Below are 16,054 nucleotides of genomic sequence, written 5' to 3' on the forward strand. Positions count from 1 at the left end.
GAAAAAAACCTTCGCCCATCCTGTCGATGTGCGAAGGTTTTCTTATGAAGTCAATGCGCCAGCTTTCAGTTTTTCGTGCCATTCGCTGAGCATCGGCAAATCCTCTGCCGCTATCGCTCCGCTTTCCCTGGCTTGTTCAACCAGTGCCGGGAAATCCGTCAAGGTGTGGAAGGTGAATCCCGCTTCCTGTATCGCTTGCTGTGCTTGAGGCAGCCCGTAAGTGAAGATCGCAGCAATTCCAGCCACTTTAAAGCCGGCATTTTGTAAGGCTTGTGCCGCCTGCAGCACGGATCCGCCTTTGGAGATCAAGTCTTCGATGACGACGGCTTTTTGTCCTGGCTCGATTTTTCCTTCAATCAAATTCGATTGCCCGTGGCCTTTCGGTTTCGAACGTACATAGACCATTGGCAGATCGAGGCGTTCGGCAACCCATGCCGCATGCGGGATGCCCGCCGTCGCGGTTCCCGCAATTACTTGCGCATCGGGATACTCGCGGCGTATCGTTTCCGCGAGCCCATCAGCGATCGCCTTGCGGACTTCCGGATAGGACATCGTCAGCCGATTGTCGCAGTAAATCGGCGATTTGACGCCTGATGCCCAAGTAAAGGGGTCGTTCGGGCGCAGCTCGACCGCGCCGATTGATAATAGCTGTTGTGCGATTTGTTTTTTCATAAACGACCGCTCCATTCTCCGTTGATGTAGTCATAGCTTTTTTGCGGGTTTTCCGAGCGGGTGATGGCTCTTCCGACGACGATATGGGTCGAGCCTTGCGCTTTTGCATCTTTTGGTGTCGCGATGCGCTTTTGGTCATGGCTTTCCGATGCAGCTGGGCGGATGCCCGGAGTGACGCGCAGGAAATCTTCGCCGCATGCCACGCCGATTGCTTTCGCTTCATGGACCGAACAGACGACACCATCAAGCCCTGCCTGTTTCGCCAGTTTCGCGTAATGCAAGACCGATTGTTCCAGGCTCACCGAAATCAATTGCTCTTGTTGCATCTGTTCTTCGCTGGTCGAAGTCAATTGCGTCACAGCGATCAACTTCGTCCCGCTGCCAGCAAGCCCACGTTTTGCGGCTTCCATCATGGCAAGGCCGCCCGCTGCATGGACATTGACCATATCGACGCCGAGTTCTGCGATGCGGCGCATGGCAGATTCAACGGTATTTGGGATATCGTGTAATTTCAAGTCGAGGAAAATATCATGGCCGTAATGATTTAATGTCTGAACGAGTTCCGGCCCTTCCTGATAGAACAATTCCATTCCGACTTTCAAGAACAAGGGTTCCGTGAACTCCGATAAAAATTCTTCCACATCGAGCTTCGACGGGAAATCGAGTGCGATGATCGGTTTGCTGGTCATAGGCGGTGGCTCCTTCCGGTGAGTTCTTGAACAGATTCATAGCCCAGTTCATGCAAGCGTTCCGGCAGTTTATCGATCAGTTCCGGGCACACGAACGGATTGACGAAGTTTGCAGTACCGACCGCGACAGCATTCGCTCCCGCTGACAAAAAGTCGATGACATCATCCACTTCCGCGACGCCGCCCATGCCGATGATCGGCAAATCTGTATGGCGTCTCACTTCGTAAACCATGCGCAATGCCACCGGTTTGATCGCCGGGCCTGACAAGCCGCCTGTAATATTGGCGATGACCGGGCGTCCCGTTTTCGGGTCGAGCCGCATGCCGAGCAGCGTATTGATCATCGTGATGCCATCTGCCCCGCCTTCTTCAACTGCTTTGGCCAATTGGACGACATCGGTGACGTTCGGCGATAATTTCACATAAACCGGCACGTCCGATACGTCTTTAACCATGCGCGTCAATTCTTTTGCAACGTTCGGGTCTGTCCCGAAGGTGATGCCGCCTTGCTTGACGTTCGGGCAGGAAATATTCAATTCCAGCGCATGGACATTCGGTGCTTGTGAAATGGTTCTTGCCACTTCCACATAATCCTCTGCGAGCGACCCGGCGACATTGGCGATGATCGGCACGTCAAATTGATCGAGCCACGGCAGTTCCTCGCCGAACACTTTTTCAAGACCCGGGTTTTGCAGCCCGATGGCATTGAGCATACCGGATGAAGTTTCCGCAACGCGCGGTGTCGGATTTCCGAGACGCATCTCGGCAGTTGTCGCTTTGATCATGATCGAGCCGAGTTTCGACAAATCATAGAGCTGAGCGTATTCTTTCCCGAATCCGAAACAGCCGGATGCCGGCATGATCGGGTTTTTCAAGTCGAGGCCAGGCAATTTCACGCTTAAATCCGTCATGAAATCACCACCCCTGCTGGAAATACGGGGCCATCTGAACATACTTTGATGTAATCCGTTTCGCTTCTAGTCGTCCGGCAGACGCACGCAAAGCATGCCCCGATGCCGCAGCCCATGCGCTGTTCATAAGATAAAAACCCTTTTTTCTGCGGGTAAGCCCATTGCACCGCTTCAAGCATCGGCGTCGGCCCGCAGGAATAATAGGTATCGAAATCGTTCGGCAAGGCATTCAAAATATGGGTCACGAAACCTTCCGTCCCGTGTGAACCGTCGACTGTCGCAATATGCGTATCGCCGAGAGCGCGGAATTTGTCTTCATAAAACACCGCTTCGCTGCTTTCGAAGCCGAGAATGTGGACGGTTTCTACACCTCTCGCATTCAATTGCAATGCCAGTTCGTATAGCGGCGGCACGCCGATCCCCCCGCCGATCAAATAAGCTTTTTTTCCAGCTTCCTCAACCGGGAAACCATGTCCGAGTGGCCCCAGGACATCCAGTTTGTCGCGTTCTGTCTTTTGGGACAATAAGCTGGTCCCGCGTCCTTCCGACCGGTAGATCATCGTGAAGCTCGATGCTTCCTTGTCGATTTTCGCCACCGAGATCGGCCGGCGCAGTAATGGCTCGAAGCTGTCCGCTACGCGCACATGGACAAATTGCCCCGGTTCGTTCATTTCCTGCACTAAAGATCCTGCTACGGTCAGTTCAAAAATGTTCTTTGCGATTTCAGTTTGGGAGACAATCGCCATTTTCTCCTGTTTGATCATACACCTGCCCCCATTTCCTCTGCTTGGAATGTCATCGATTCGATGACTCTGAGCATCGCTTCCGCTGTATCGAGTGAAGTCAGGCACGGCACTCCGTTTTCAACCGATTCCCGGCGAATGCGGAATCCGTCACGTTCCGGTTGCTTGCCTTTTGTCAGCGTGTTGATGACGATCTGCGCGTCGCCGTTTTGGATGACGTCCAGCAAAGTACGGCCTTCCGCACCGATTTTTCCGACTTCAGCAACGGCAATGCCTGCAGATTCGAAAGCTTGAGCCGTTCCGCCAGTTGCCATAATTTGGTACCCGATATCCCTGAAGCGCTTCGCCAGTCCAACCGCTTCTTCTTTGTCCTTATCCGAGACGGTCAGAAGCACGGTGCCATGGTCTTTTACTTCCATGCCAGCCGCAGCCAATCCTTTATAGAGTGCTTTTTCAAGCGTGACGTCTTTGCCCATCACTTCTCCGGTCGATTTCATTTCCGGCCCGAGCGTAATGTCGACGCGGCGCAGTTTCGCGAATGAAAAGACCGGTACTTTGACGTAGACGCTTTTTTTCAGCGGCGCCAGACCCGTAGTATAGCCTTGTTCAATAATGCTCTGCCCTAAAATTGCTTTTGTTGCGATGTTCGCCATCGGAATGCCGGTGATTTTGCTGAGGAACGGCACCGTACGGCTTGAGCGCGGATTGACTTCGATCACGAACACCTCGCCTTTCGAGATGACGTACTGGATGTTCAACAGGCCGACGATGTTCAAGCCTTTGGCAAGCCTTGTCGTGTAATCCGTCAAAGTCTCGATTTGCTGTTGCGAGATATTTTGCGGCGGATAGACGGCAATCGAGTCACCGGAGTGCACGCCTGCCCGTTCGATATGTTCCATGATTCCCGGAATCAAGACATTCTCTCCGTCGCAGATGGCATCAACTTCAATTTCCTCGCCTGTCAAATAACGGTCAACTAATACCGGATGTTCCGGGCTTGCTTCAACCGCGTGTTCCATATAATGAATCAAGTCGTCTTCGTTATAAACAATCTCCATCGCACGGCCGCCGAGCACGTAAGACGGGCGGACCAGCACCGGATACCCAATGTCAGACGCGATGACCACCGCTTCTTCTGTCGATACCGCCGTTTTGCCGAGCGGCTGCGGGATGCCGATTTCATGGAGCGCCGCTTCGAATTTGTTGCGGTTTTCTGCTCTATCGATATCTTCAAGCGTCGTGCCGAGAATTTTCACGCCGTTTTTCTCGAGCTTGTCGGCCAAGTTGATCGCCGTCTGCCCACCAAACTGGACAACGACGCCTTTTGGTTGTTCGAGGTCGATGATGTGCATGACATCTTCAATTGTCAACGGTTCGAAGTAGAGCTTGTCGGAAATGGAGAAGTCGGTCGACACCGTCTCCGGGTTGTTGTTGATGATAATCGCCTCATAGCCGGCTTCTTTGATCGCCCAGACGGAATGGACCGTTGCGTAATCAAATTCGACGCCTTGGCCGATGCGGATCGGACCGGATCCGAGCACGATGACACTCTCTTTGTCTGTGCGGATCGACTCGTTTTCATCTTCGTAGCTAGCGTAAAAATAAGGCGTTTCCGATTCGAATTCCGCAGCGCATGTGTCGACCATTTTATAGACCGGCATCAAACCTTGCTCTTTGCGCCATTCATATACTTTTGCTTCTTGCGTATCCCATAGTTTGGCGATCGTTCTGTCTGCAAAGCCCATGCGTTTGGCTTTTCTCGTTGTCTCATAGTCAAATGGGGTTTGCTGCAAAACCTCTTCAAAGCGGACGATTTTATCGAACTTCTCCAGGAAGAACAAATCGATTTGGCTCCAGTCGTGGATCATTTCGATCGTCACCCCGCGGCGGAGCGCTTCGCCGATAAAGAACAGCCGCTCGTCGCCGGCTTTGCGGATGCGTTTTTCGATCCATTCGTCGCTCATCGTGTCGCCATTTTTCAGTTCCAGATGGAATTGCCCGGTTTCAAGCGAACGGACCGCTTTCAGCATCGATTCCTCGAACGTCCGGCCCATCGCCATGACTTCGCCGGTTGCTTTCATTTGCGTGCCGAGGTTGCGTTTGGCCGATTCGAATTTATCGAACGGCCAGCGCGGGATTTTCGATACCACATAGTCAAGCGCCGGTTCGAATGCGGCGTAAGTACGCCCCGTCACCGGGTTCATCATTTCCCCAAGTGTTAAACCGACCGCGATTTTAGCCGCCAGTTTGGCGATCGGATAGCCGGTCGCTTTGGATGCCAGCGCAGAGGAACGGCTGACTCGCGGGTTCACTTCGATGATGTAATAATCGAAGCTATGCGGATCGAGCGCGAGCTGGACGTTGCAGCCGCCTTCAATCTTCAAGGCGCGGATGATTTTCAATGATACATTGCGGAGCATCTGGTATTCGCGGTCCGATAAGGTCTGGCTCGGTGCAACGACAATCGAGTCGCCGGTATGGATGCCGACAGGGTCGATGTTTTCCATATTGCAGACGACGATGGCGGTATCTTCCGCATCGCGCATCACTTCGTATTCGATTTCCTTGAATCCGGCAATCGATTTTTCCAGCAAGCATTGTGTCACCGGGCTGTATTTCAAGCCTGATGCCACGATTTCGTGTAATTGCTCGTCGTTATGGCAGATGCCGCCGCCCGTTCCGCCAAGTGTGAAGGCTGGACGGACGATGACCGGATAGCCGATTCTCTCTACAAACCGCTTTGCTTCTTCCATATTGTGGATGATGTCAGAATCCGGTACCGGTTCGCCGAGTTCGTTCATCAAGGTGCGGAACAAATCGCGGTCTTCCGCTTTATGGATCGCTTCCAGCTTGGTTCCTAAGATTTCAATATCCAGTTCATCCAAAATCCCAGATTCGTCCAATTCGATGGCCATATTCAGCCCTGTCTGCCCGCCGAGGGTCGCAAGCAGTGCATCCGGCCGTTCCTTGCGCAAGATGCGGCTGACAAATTCCAAAGTGATCGGCTCGATATACACTTTATCGGCGATTTCGGTATCGGTCATGATCGTTGCCGGATTGGAGTTGATCAAAATGACGCGGTAGCCTTCTTCTTTCAAGGCGAGGCAGGCTTGTGTGCCCGCGTAGTCGAATTCTGCAGCTTGGCCGATGACGATCGGGCCTGAACCAATTACGAGGATGCTTTTGATATCTTGTCTTTTAGGCATATTGTTGCTCCTTCCGCTGTGCGTTCATCATTTCCAAAAATCGGTCGAATAGATAATTCGAGTCTTCCGGACCCGGTGAGGATTCCGGGTGATATTGCACGGTGAAAGCTGGGTAATCGAGATGCGCCAGCCCTTCATTCGTTCCGTCGTTGAGTGCGGTATGCGTCACTTTCAAGCGTGTGCCTTGCAAGGTTTCTTCATCGACAGCATAGCCGTGGTTTTGCGAGGTGATTTCGATTTTGCCGGTCACCAGGTCGCGCACCGGGTGGTTGCCGCCGCGGTGGCCGAATTTCAGCTTGAACGTCTCGGCGCCGCACGCTCTTGCGAACAATTGATGGCCGAGGCAAATTCCGAAAATCGGCACTTCGCCGAGCAATTCGCTGACGACTTCTACACATTCGGGAACGTTTTTCGGGTCTCCCGGGCCGTTTGACAGCATGACGCCGTCCGGGCCCCAGGCGAGAATTTCCTGCGCGCTTGTATTATGCGGCACGACGATGACGTCGCATTTGCGTTTGTTCAATTCACGCAAAATCCCGTGCTTCATGCCGTAATCGATCAATACGACACGCTTGCCGCGTCCCGGGCTTGGATAAGGGCGCGTAATCGATACTTGCGCCACTTGGTCGGTCGGCAAATGGGTTTCTTTCAGCTTCTCGACCACTTGTTCCACATTCGGCTCTTCCCCAGCAGCCGTTAAAATGCCTTTGATCGATCCGTTGACGCGGATCAGCCGCGTCAGCTTTCGTGTATCGATTCCTGCGATGCCCGGGATGCCCTTTTTCTCGAGCAATTCGCTCAAGCTCATCGTGCTTCTGAAATTCGACGGGAAATCTGCTGCTTCCCGGACGACCATGCCTTTGACGGCTGGGTCGATCGATTCGAAGTCGTCGCTGTTGATGCCGTAATTGCCTTGCAGCGGGTAAGTCATCGTGACGATCTGCCCGCAATAGGATGGGTCGGAGAGGATTTCCTGATAGCCGGTCATGCTCGTGTTGAACACCACTTCCCCGAATGATGCCGCTTGTGCGCCGAATGCTTCCCCTGCGAATACTGTGCCGTCTTCTAAGATTAAATAACGTTTCATCAGTTTTCCTCCTGCCATGCGATGTCACCGCCGAAAATGGTCATTACTGGCCAGCCGGTGCAAGTTTGTCCGCCAAATGGCGTATTCGTTCCTTTGGAAAGGAAATCTTCCGTGCGGATTTCCTGCTGTTTGTCCAAGTCGAGCAGCACCAGGTCGGCCGCTTGCCCTGCCTCAATCGTCCCGTAAGGAAGGCCGAACACATCCGCCGGCTTTTTCGTCAGCCAGCCGATCAATTGCCCGAGAGTCCATTTGCCGCTTTGGACAAATTCCGTATACAGGAGCGGGAACGCCGTTTCGAATCCGACGATGCCGAATGGCGCTTTTTCCATGCCGTTCGCTTTTTCTTCCGCAGCATGCGGGGCGTGGTCAGTCGCAATGAAATCGAGTGTGCCGTCGAGCAGCCCTTCGTGAAGCGCTTCGTAATCTTCCTGTGCGCGAAGCGGCGGGTTCATTTTGTAATTCGCGTCGTCGCCTGGGATGTCATCTTCCGTTAGCAATAGATGATGGGGCGTCACTTCCGCCGTGACGCGGACGCCTGCCCGTTTTGCGTCGCGGATGACGCGAACCGACTCTTTCGTGCTGACGTGGCAGACGTGATAATGGGCGCCAGCCGCCTCAGCGAGCAGGATGTCGCGTGCGATATGCACTGATTCCGCAACAGACGGGATTCCAGGCAAGCCCAGCTCGCGGCTTCGCTTGCCATCATGCATGACGCCGCCGTAGATCAGGCTATTGTCTTCGCAATGTGCGACGACAGCCATGTCGAGCGCTGCGGCCTCTTTCATCGTCTCGAGCATCATTCCTGCTTCCTGGATGCCAACGCCGTCGTCCGTGAACGCAAAGGCGCCGTGTTCTTTCAGTTCCTTCAAATTGGTCCGTTCTTTGCCCGCTTCGCGGATCGTGATGGATGCATACGGCAAAACCCGGATGAGCGCATTTTTTTCGATCAAGCCGTTGACGTGATCGAGATTTTCTTTCGTGTCGGGTACCGGCCGTGTATTCGGCATGGCGCAGATGGTCGTATAGCCTCCGCGTGCCGCTGATTTCGTGCCGCTTTCGATGGTTTCCTTTTTTTCTCCCCCCGGTTCACGCAGATGGACATGGACGTCCACAAATCCTGGTGCGATCATTCGGCCTTTGCCGTCGATTTCCGTTTCTCCCTGCCCGTTCAACTGTGCGCCAATCTCCTCGATGCGGCCATCCTTGACGCGAATGTTCGTTTCCTCCAATTGTTCCCCGTTCAACATCTTTACGTTCTTAATGAATAATCCCATTTTATTCTCTCCCTTTCATTGCATATTCGAGAACGGCCATCCGGACGAAGACGCCGTTTTCCATTTGTTTGAAGATTCTTGAACGCTGGCATTCGACGAGCGAATCCGCGATCTCCACTCCCCGATTGATTGGTGCCGGATGCATGATGATGGCGTCTTTTTTCATTTTGCGCTCGCGTGCTTCTGTCAACCCGAACTCAATATGGTAGCGTTCTTTGGAAAATAGTGCGGAGACGGCGTGCCGTTCATGCTGCACGCGGAGCATCATAACGACGTCCGTTTCGCCGATCAAGGCATCCAAATCATCGGTTGTGTCGTACTCGCCGCTCCATTCCTCCGGGCACACGAAGCTGACTTTCGCGCCGAGCTGTTTCAGTGCGGCTGCATTCGACTTGGCGACACGGCTATGGGCGATATCCCCGACAATCGTTACGTGGATGCCATCGATGCGGCCAAACTCCTGATGGATCGTGTACAGATCGAGCAGCGATTGCGTCGGGTGCTGGCCAGAGCCATCACCGCCGTTGATGACCGCTACCTTGCAGCCTGCTAGCTGCTGGTAATATTCTTCTTCCTCGTGGCGGATGATGACCGCCTTGACGCCGATCGCTTCCATCGTTTTCACCGTGTCATAGAGCGTTTCGCCTTTTAGAATACTGGAAAAGGCTGTTTCGAATGGCAATACGGATAGCCCAAGCCGATGTTCAGCCATCTCAAAGCTCATTTTCGTCCGAGTGCTTGGTTCGAAGAATAAATTGACGACCGCCCCGTCGAGTGAGGCCTTTTCGCCTCTTTCAAACCGCTCGGCACGCTTCAGCAAGTTCATGATTTTTTCGTTTTCGAGATTGTTCATTGTTAACAGATTCGGCAATTTGCTCACGCCCTTTCATTGACTGTACAAAAAAACACCTTCCCAGGGGCAGGAAGGTGTAAGGAAATAAGGGTAGACTTCACCCCTATCCATAACCCTTTCCATGCCTCTCTGGACATTCCTTAAAAGGTAAGTTTATTCAGTTCCATCATCCAATTCCTGTTTATCAAGCCCAGGGAGGATTATGTTCAGTATCACACCGACGATGGCGGCCAGCGCCATTCCTTCGATTGCGAACGATTCGCTGAACTCGAGTTTCGCGCCGCCGATCCCAATGACCAGAATGACCGACGAGATAACCAAGTTGCGGTTGTTGCCGAAGTCGATGCCGTTATCGACAAGCATCCTCAGGCCTGACGAGGCAATGATTCCAAACAATAGGATTGAAATGCCACCGAGTACCGCGGTCGGGATGGTGTCGATGACCGCCATCAGTTTTCCGAAGAAAGAAAACAAGATCGCGAATACCGCAGCACCGAGAATGACATAGACACTGAACACTTTCGTGATGGCAAGTACGCCGATGTTCTCGCCATATGTTGTTTTCGGCGGGCCCCCTACAAGCGAGGAGATGAACGTTCCGATGCCATCACCTAGAATCGAGCGATGAAGCCCCGGATCTTTTATGTAGTTGCGGTCAACAATTTTGCCGAGTACGAGCTGGTGCCCGATATGCTCGGAGATCGTGACAATCGCGATCGGCACCATGACGAACAGCAGTGTCGGTGTCACTTGGAAAGAATAATCGATTCCCGGCAAGAGAAATTCCGGGACTTGGAACCAACTAGCCGCCGCCACTGGAGCAAAATCAATGATGCCGATCAGTGTCGAGTACGCATAACCCGCGATGATGCCGATCAAAATTGGCATGAGCGAGATGATGTTCTTAAAGTAAATATTGCAGATGATCGCCGTAGCGAGCGTGACCAAAGCGGCTGAGAAATGCAGCAGGCTGTACTCAGAGCCGCCGTCTGCTGTCGGGATGTTCATGGCCATGTCGACCGCCGTGCCGGACAGTGCCAGCCCGATGACAATGATGACTGGGCCGACGACAATCGGCGGCAGCAGTTTCATGAGCCATTTGTAGCCGGTCTTCCATATGATCAGCGAGACGATTGCGTAGACGAGCGAGACGAACATCGCGCCGATCATCGCCGAACCGATGCCGCCAGTTTCCGTCGCAATCTGTATCGGGACGATGAAGGCGAATGAAGACCCGAGATAAGCGGGTACTTTAAACTGTGTGATGAGGACAAAGATGATGGTGGCGATGCCGCTCGTCAATAGCGCAATCGCAGGGCTCAAGCCGACCAGTTGCGGCACCAGGATCGTTGCGCCGAACATGGCGAACATGTGCTGCAGGCTAAGGGAAATCCATTGCCCCGTTTTTGGTTTATCGTGTATGTCTAGAATGGCATTGCTCAAGCTGTTTCTCCCCTGTCTCTGTAATGATTCTTAGTCGTTAATCGTAACGCGGTCGGTGCTGTCGCTTTCTGTCATCTCGACGACGATGCGTTCTTCACTCGATGTCGGAATGTTTTTCCCGACATAATCGGAGCGGATCGGCAATTCCCGGTGTCCGCGGTCGATTAGTACGGCGAGCTGGATTTGAGATGGACGCCCAAGGTCCATGACTGCGTCCATTGCTGCTCGCACCGTGCGTCCCGTATAAAGCACATCATCGACCAGGATGACTTTCTGGTCTTTGATGCTATGCTCGATATCGACTTGCTGGACAAGCGGTTCCTGGCCTGGATTTTTTTGGCTTAAATCGTCCCGGTAAAGCGTGATGTCCAGTACGCCTGTCAGAATGGGCTTGCCTTCGATTTGTTCGATTTTCTCCGCCAGACGCTTGGCGATGAATGCGCCCCGGGTTTTAATGCCGACTAAAATGCAGCCGTCGATTCCTTTATTGCGCTCGATGATCTCATGGGCGATCCGTGTGATCGCGCGCCCGATTGCTTTGTCATCGAGAATGACCGCTTTTTCTGCCATGTGTTCCACTCCTTTATGATTGCATCGAAATTTCTGCATGAAAAAACCCTCCGCCAAAGAGGCGAAGGGTGCATAAGCGCAGAAAAAAACCTTCCGGAAGACATACTTCCGGCTTTGCGAATATCCCTTTTCAGCCTCTCTGGACTGTTCTTAAAGGTGATGCGTATTCAGTTGACTGGTCTAAGTATAAAGAACAGCCATTTCATTTGTCAACCCCCTCAGCGGAGAGTCTCGAGAAGTTCTTCGAATTCTGTCGGCAGTGGAGCCGAGAATTCTAAGTACTCCTTCGTCCGCGGATGGATAAAGCCGATGACGCCAGCATGCAAGGCTTGGCCGCCAACATCCATCGTTTTTCTCGGGCCGTATTTCGGGTCCCCGACAAGCGGGAAGCCGATATAGCGCATATGGACGCGGATTTGGTGGGTGCGTCCTGTTTCGAGTCGGCATTCCACCAATGTGAAATCGCCGAAACGCTCAAGCACGGTGAAATGAGTTACTGCGTGCTTGCCTTTATCGACCACAGCCATCTTCTGACGTTCTTTCGGGTCGCGGGCGATCGGCGCTTCAATCGTACCTTTATCGTGCGCAATATGTCCATGGACGAGCGCCAAATATTTGCGCGTCACGGATTTTTCGACCAATTGATCCACCAATGAAGTATGGGCGAGGTCATTTTTCGCGACCATCAGTAAGCCAGACGTATCTTTATCGATGCGGTGGACAATGCCTGGGCGCACGATTCCGTTGATGCCCGAAAGATCGGTGCAATGGTACATGAGGCCGTTGACGAGCGTCCCGCTCGCGTGTCCTGGCGCCGGGTGGACGACCATGCCTTTCGGTTTGTTGACAACGAGCACGTCTTCATCTTCATAGACGATATCGAGGTCTAGGTTTTCCGGTTCTGCATCCAATTCTTCAAGCAGCGGCGGCGTGATGAGGATCTCATCTTGCAGGCGCACCTTATAATTCGGTTTCACCGTTTCGCCGTTCACTTTGATATGGCCATCTTTGACCCAATTGCTGATCTGTGAACGCGACCATTCTTCATCGACGGCAGAGATCACTTTGTCGATCCGTTCGCCTTTTTGTTCTTCTGTAATGTGTATCGTCAGTTCTTCCATTAAGACACCTTTTTCTTTTGTTGTTTTTCATCCATGATCACGTAAATGACCATTAAGACGACACCAATGGTCAATGCAGCATCCGCTACATTGAAGATCGGAAAGTCATAATTGATTATTGGAATCAGCACATCGACAAAATCGACCACTTCCCCGCGGTACATCCGGTCGATAAAATTACCGATTGCGCCTCCCAATAGCACCATCAGCGCCAATTGAAACAGCGGCTGCCCTCCGGCATGCTTATGGAAATAATACAGAATCGCCACGATCACCACGACAGTGATGATAGCGAACAGCCACATCTGCCCTTCCAGCATCCCCCACGCCGCGCCGCGATTGCGGTGGGAAAGCCATCCCAGATACGGTTCGAGCACAGGAATCCGTTCCCCGAGCTCCATATTTTTGACGACCAGCCATTTGGTCAATTGATCCAATGCAATAATTAGTAGAGCAATCCCATAATAAATCACTTGTATTTCCTCCGTCATTCATCAGTCTATTCATTTTAACACAGAGCGGGCGAAAAAAGAAAAAAGTCCGAAAACCGGACAACCGGCTTTCGGACCGTTCAAACTTAAGCGTATTCGATTTCAACGACTTCCGCACAACGCGGGCATAGCTCTGGGTGTGCTTCTGATTCCCCGATATGCTTGGAGATCGTCCAGCAGCGGCCGCATTTCTCGCCTTGCGCTTTTTCTACGATGACTGACACTTCATCGAGTGACAATGCATTTTCCGGCGCTTGCTCTCTCGCCCCGCCGAATTCATATTCGGAAACGATGAACAATTGCGCCAGATTCGAATCGATCGCTGGCAATAAGTTTGCCAACTCGTCACTTGCAAAGACCGTTACTTTCGCTTCGAGCGATTTCCCGATCGTTTTCGCCGCACGCGCTTCTTCCAAAGCTTTCAAGACATCGTCGCGAACGTCCATGAAACGGCTCCATTTCGCTTCAAGATCCTTGAATTCAGGACGCTCCACTGCTTCTGGGAAGTCCGTCAACTGGACACTTTCTTCAGATGCGGATTCCAAATACGACCACATTTCATCCGCCGTATGTGGGATGATCGGCGAAGCAAGCTTCACAAGCGCCATCAAGCTGTCGAACATGACTGTTTGCATCGCACGGCGATGTGGATGGTCGGCACGTTCGATATAGACGACATCTTTTGCGACATCCAGGTAGAACGAGCTGAGATCATTCGCGCAATAGCTGTTCAATGCCAAATAGACAGAGGCGAATTCATAATTGTCATAGCCTTTAGTGGCTGTTTCGATCAGTTTGTTCAATTTCATGACCATGTACTGGTCCATTTCACGCATGTCTTCAAACGGCACGCGATCTTTTGTCTCATCGAAATCAGCCAAGTTGCCGTGAAGGAATTTCAGCGTGTTGCGGATCTTGCGGTACACTTCGGAAACTTGTTTGAAGTTGTCATCCGATACGCGCACATCCGCCGTGTAGTCCACAGAAGAAACCCATAGGCGCAGGATGTCCGCACCCATTTGGTTCATGACTTTCGCCGGCACAATGGTATTGCCGAGCGATTTACTCATTTTGCGGCCATTGCCATCCAATGTAAAGCCGTGGCTCAAGACCCCTTTATACGGGGCGATGCCGTTGATGGCGACGCTCGTCGTAAGCGATGAGTTGAACCAGCCGCGGTATTGGTCAGAACCTTCAAGGTAGAGGTCAGCAGGGTATTGCAGGTCTTCGCGCTCATCGAGCACTGCCTGGTGGGACGAACCAGAATCGAACCATACGTCCATGATGTCCATTTCTTTCGTAAAGATGCCGTTCGGGCTGCTCGGGTGCGTAAAGCCTTCCGGCAATAATTCCGCTGCCGTGCGCTCGAACCAGATATTCGATCCGTGCTCGCGGAATAAGTCGGCAATATGCGCAATTGTTTCTTCCGTGATGACCGGATCGCCGTTTTCTGCATAAAATACCGGAATTGGAACACCCCATACGCGCTGGCGGGAAATGTTCCAGTCTCCGCGGTCGCGCAACATATTATAAAGGCGGGTTTCGCCCCACGCCGGTGTGAACGATGTTTCATCAATCGCTTTTAAGATCTGGTCGCGGAACGCATCAATCGATACGAACCATTGCGCCGTTGCACGGTAGATAACCGGCTTTTTCGTGCGCCAGTCATGCGGATAGGAGTGGGTGATAAATGATAGTGCTTCTAGTGCGCCTGCTTCGTCGAGCGCTTCGGTGATCGATTTGTTCGCTTTGTCATAGAACTCACCAGCAAATCCTGGCGCTTCGTCTGTCATGACGCCGCGCTCATCGACTGGGCAGAGCACGTCCAAGCCGTATCTCTTGCCGATCAAAAAGTCATCTTCCCCGTGTCCAGGAGCGGTATGGACGCAGCCTGTACCGGAATCGGTCGTGACGTGGTCGCCAAGCATGACGAGTGACGTGCGGTCGTACAATGGGTGTTTTGCCTGGATATGCTCCAGTTCCTGGCCTTTCACTGTGCGGACGACTTCGTAATCCGTCCATTCTAGCTCTTTCGCCACTTCTTCGAGCAAATCTTTCGCAACGACGAATTTCGAACCGCCGTGAGCGACTTCCACGTAATCCAAATCAGCATGTACAGAGATTCCGAGGTTGGCAGGGATTGTCCAAGGCGTCGTCGTCCAGATGACCAGCTTAACGCCTTCATCCAATACGCCTTTTCCGTCTGCAACCGGGAATGACACGTAAATCGAAGGTGATTTTTTATCGTGATACTCGATCTCCGCTTCAGCAAGCGAAGATTCACTGGATGGGGACCAGTAGACCGGCTTCAAGCCTTTATAGATATAGCCTTTATTGGCCATTTTGCCGAATACTTCGATTTGGCGTGCTTCATAGGAAGGCTTCAAGGTGACGTATGGGTTTTCCCAGTCACCGCGCACGCCGATCCGCTTGAATTGCGAGCGCTGGCTGTCGATTTGTTCGTACGCGTACTCTTCGCAGAGCTTGCGGAATTCCGCAAGTGACAATTCTTTGCGGTTGACACCTTTATTGGTCAACGCCTGCTCGATTGGCAAACCGTGTGTATCCCAGCCTGGGACGTACGGGGCATGGAAGCCCATCATGCTGCGCGAGCGGACGATCATGTCCTTCAATACTTTGTTCAATGCATGGCCCATGTGAAGGTCGCCGTTTGCATATGGCGGCCCGTCATGAAGCACGAAGAACGGACGTCCTTTTGTCCGGTCCTGGACTTTTTTATAGATGTCCATTTCTTCCCATTTCTTTTGCATTTCAGGTTCCCGGTTCGGCAAATTGCCGCGCATCGGAAACTCGGTTTTTGGCATCAATAATGTATCTTTATAATCCATTTTCCATTCCTCCTGTAAGCATAATAAAAAGCCCCCATCCCTGGAAAGGGACGAGAAGCTCGCGGTACCACCCTTGTTGCAGCTGTAAGCTGCCAACTCTACACCGTAACGTGGCGGGGACGGGCCCGGTTACTTGCGTTCACCG

Annotated in this window: 13 protein-coding genes and 1 other annotated feature (1 of these 14 cut by a window edge); all 13 genes read right to left on the reverse strand. The window is 52.4% G+C overall.

Features of this window, described 5'->3' with window-relative positions; all coding sequences use genetic code 11:
* Positions 1 to 42: 42 nt before the first annotated feature.
* Positions 43 to 672, reverse strand: coding sequence for an orotate phosphoribosyltransferase (pyrE, locus tag G3255_RS10920; RefSeq protein WP_211654484.1), 630 nt, complete (start codon positions 670 to 672; stop codon positions 43 to 45).
* A complete protein-coding gene (pyrF, locus tag G3255_RS10925; RefSeq protein ID WP_211654485.1) occupies positions 669 to 1,361 on the reverse strand; it encodes an orotidine-5'-phosphate decarboxylase in 693 nt (230 codons plus the stop codon). Before pyrF ends, pyrE begins: the two co-directional genes overlap by 4 nt.
* A complete protein-coding gene (locus G3255_RS10930) occupies positions 1,358 to 2,272 on the reverse strand; it encodes a dihydroorotate dehydrogenase (protein ID WP_211654486.1) in 915 nt (304 codons plus the stop codon). Before G3255_RS10930 ends, pyrF begins: the two co-directional genes overlap by 4 nt.
* Entirely contained in the window at positions 2,269 to 3,036 is a 768-nt protein-coding gene (locus tag G3255_RS10935; RefSeq protein WP_211654487.1) for a dihydroorotate dehydrogenase electron transfer subunit, read from the reverse strand. Before G3255_RS10935 ends, G3255_RS10930 begins: the two co-directional genes overlap by 4 nt.
* Complete coding sequence (carB, locus tag G3255_RS10940) at positions 3,033 to 6,221, reverse strand: carbamoyl-phosphate synthase large subunit (RefSeq protein ID WP_211654488.1); 3,189 nt, start codon at positions 6,219 to 6,221, stop codon at positions 3,033 to 3,035. The genes G3255_RS10935 and carB overlap by 4 nt, the downstream gene beginning before the upstream one ends.
* The gene (locus G3255_RS10945) at positions 6,214 to 7,308 is read right to left on the reverse strand and encodes a carbamoyl phosphate synthase small subunit (RefSeq protein ID WP_211654489.1); all 1,095 of its coding nucleotides are present in this window, start codon (positions 7,306 to 7,308) and stop codon (positions 6,214 to 6,216) included. The genes carB and G3255_RS10945 overlap by 8 nt, the downstream gene beginning before the upstream one ends.
* Positions 7,308 to 8,582, reverse strand: coding sequence for a dihydroorotase (gene pyrC, locus G3255_RS10950; RefSeq protein ID WP_211654490.1), 1,275 nt, complete (start codon positions 8,580 to 8,582; stop codon positions 7,308 to 7,310). Before pyrC ends, G3255_RS10945 begins: the two co-directional genes overlap by 1 nt.
* 1 nt (position 8,583) lies before the next feature.
* A complete protein-coding gene (locus tag G3255_RS10955; protein WP_211654491.1) occupies positions 8,584 to 9,453 on the reverse strand; it encodes an aspartate carbamoyltransferase catalytic subunit in 870 nt (289 codons plus the stop codon).
* Positions 9,454 to 9,588: 135 nt separating this feature from the next.
* Complete coding sequence (locus tag G3255_RS10960) at positions 9,589 to 10,878, reverse strand: solute carrier family 23 protein (RefSeq protein ID WP_211654492.1); 1,290 nt, start codon at positions 10,876 to 10,878, stop codon at positions 9,589 to 9,591.
* A 30-nt stretch (positions 10,879 to 10,908) separates the two neighbouring features.
* On the reverse strand, positions 10,909 to 11,448 hold the full coding sequence (pyrR, locus tag G3255_RS10965; RefSeq protein ID WP_211655835.1) for a bifunctional pyr operon transcriptional regulator/uracil phosphoribosyltransferase PyrR: 540 nt from the start codon (positions 11,446 to 11,448) through the stop codon (positions 10,909 to 10,911).
* Positions 11,449 to 11,666: 218 nt separating this feature from the next.
* Positions 11,667 to 12,569, reverse strand: coding sequence for an RluA family pseudouridine synthase (locus G3255_RS10970; RefSeq protein ID WP_211654493.1), 903 nt, complete (start codon positions 12,567 to 12,569; stop codon positions 11,667 to 11,669).
* Positions 12,569 to 13,042 (reverse strand): signal peptidase II, encoded by a 474-nt coding sequence (gene lspA / locus G3255_RS10975; RefSeq protein ID WP_211654494.1) that lies wholly within the window; start codon positions 13,040 to 13,042, stop codon positions 12,569 to 12,571. Before lspA ends, G3255_RS10970 begins: the two co-directional genes overlap by 1 nt.
* 104 nt (positions 13,043 to 13,146) lie before the next feature.
* A complete protein-coding gene (gene ileS / locus G3255_RS10980; RefSeq protein WP_211654495.1) occupies positions 13,147 to 15,909 on the reverse strand; it encodes an isoleucine--tRNA ligase in 2,763 nt (920 codons plus the stop codon).
* Between the two features lie 43 nt (positions 15,910 to 15,952).
* Positions 15,953 to 16,054, reverse strand: a binding site (T-box leader) (it continues 107 nt past the right edge of the window).

This window comes from Planococcus sp. MSAK28401 (assembly GCF_018283455.1).
Lineage (GTDB): Bacteria > Bacillota > Bacilli > Bacillales_A > Planococcaceae > Planococcus > Planococcus alpniumensis.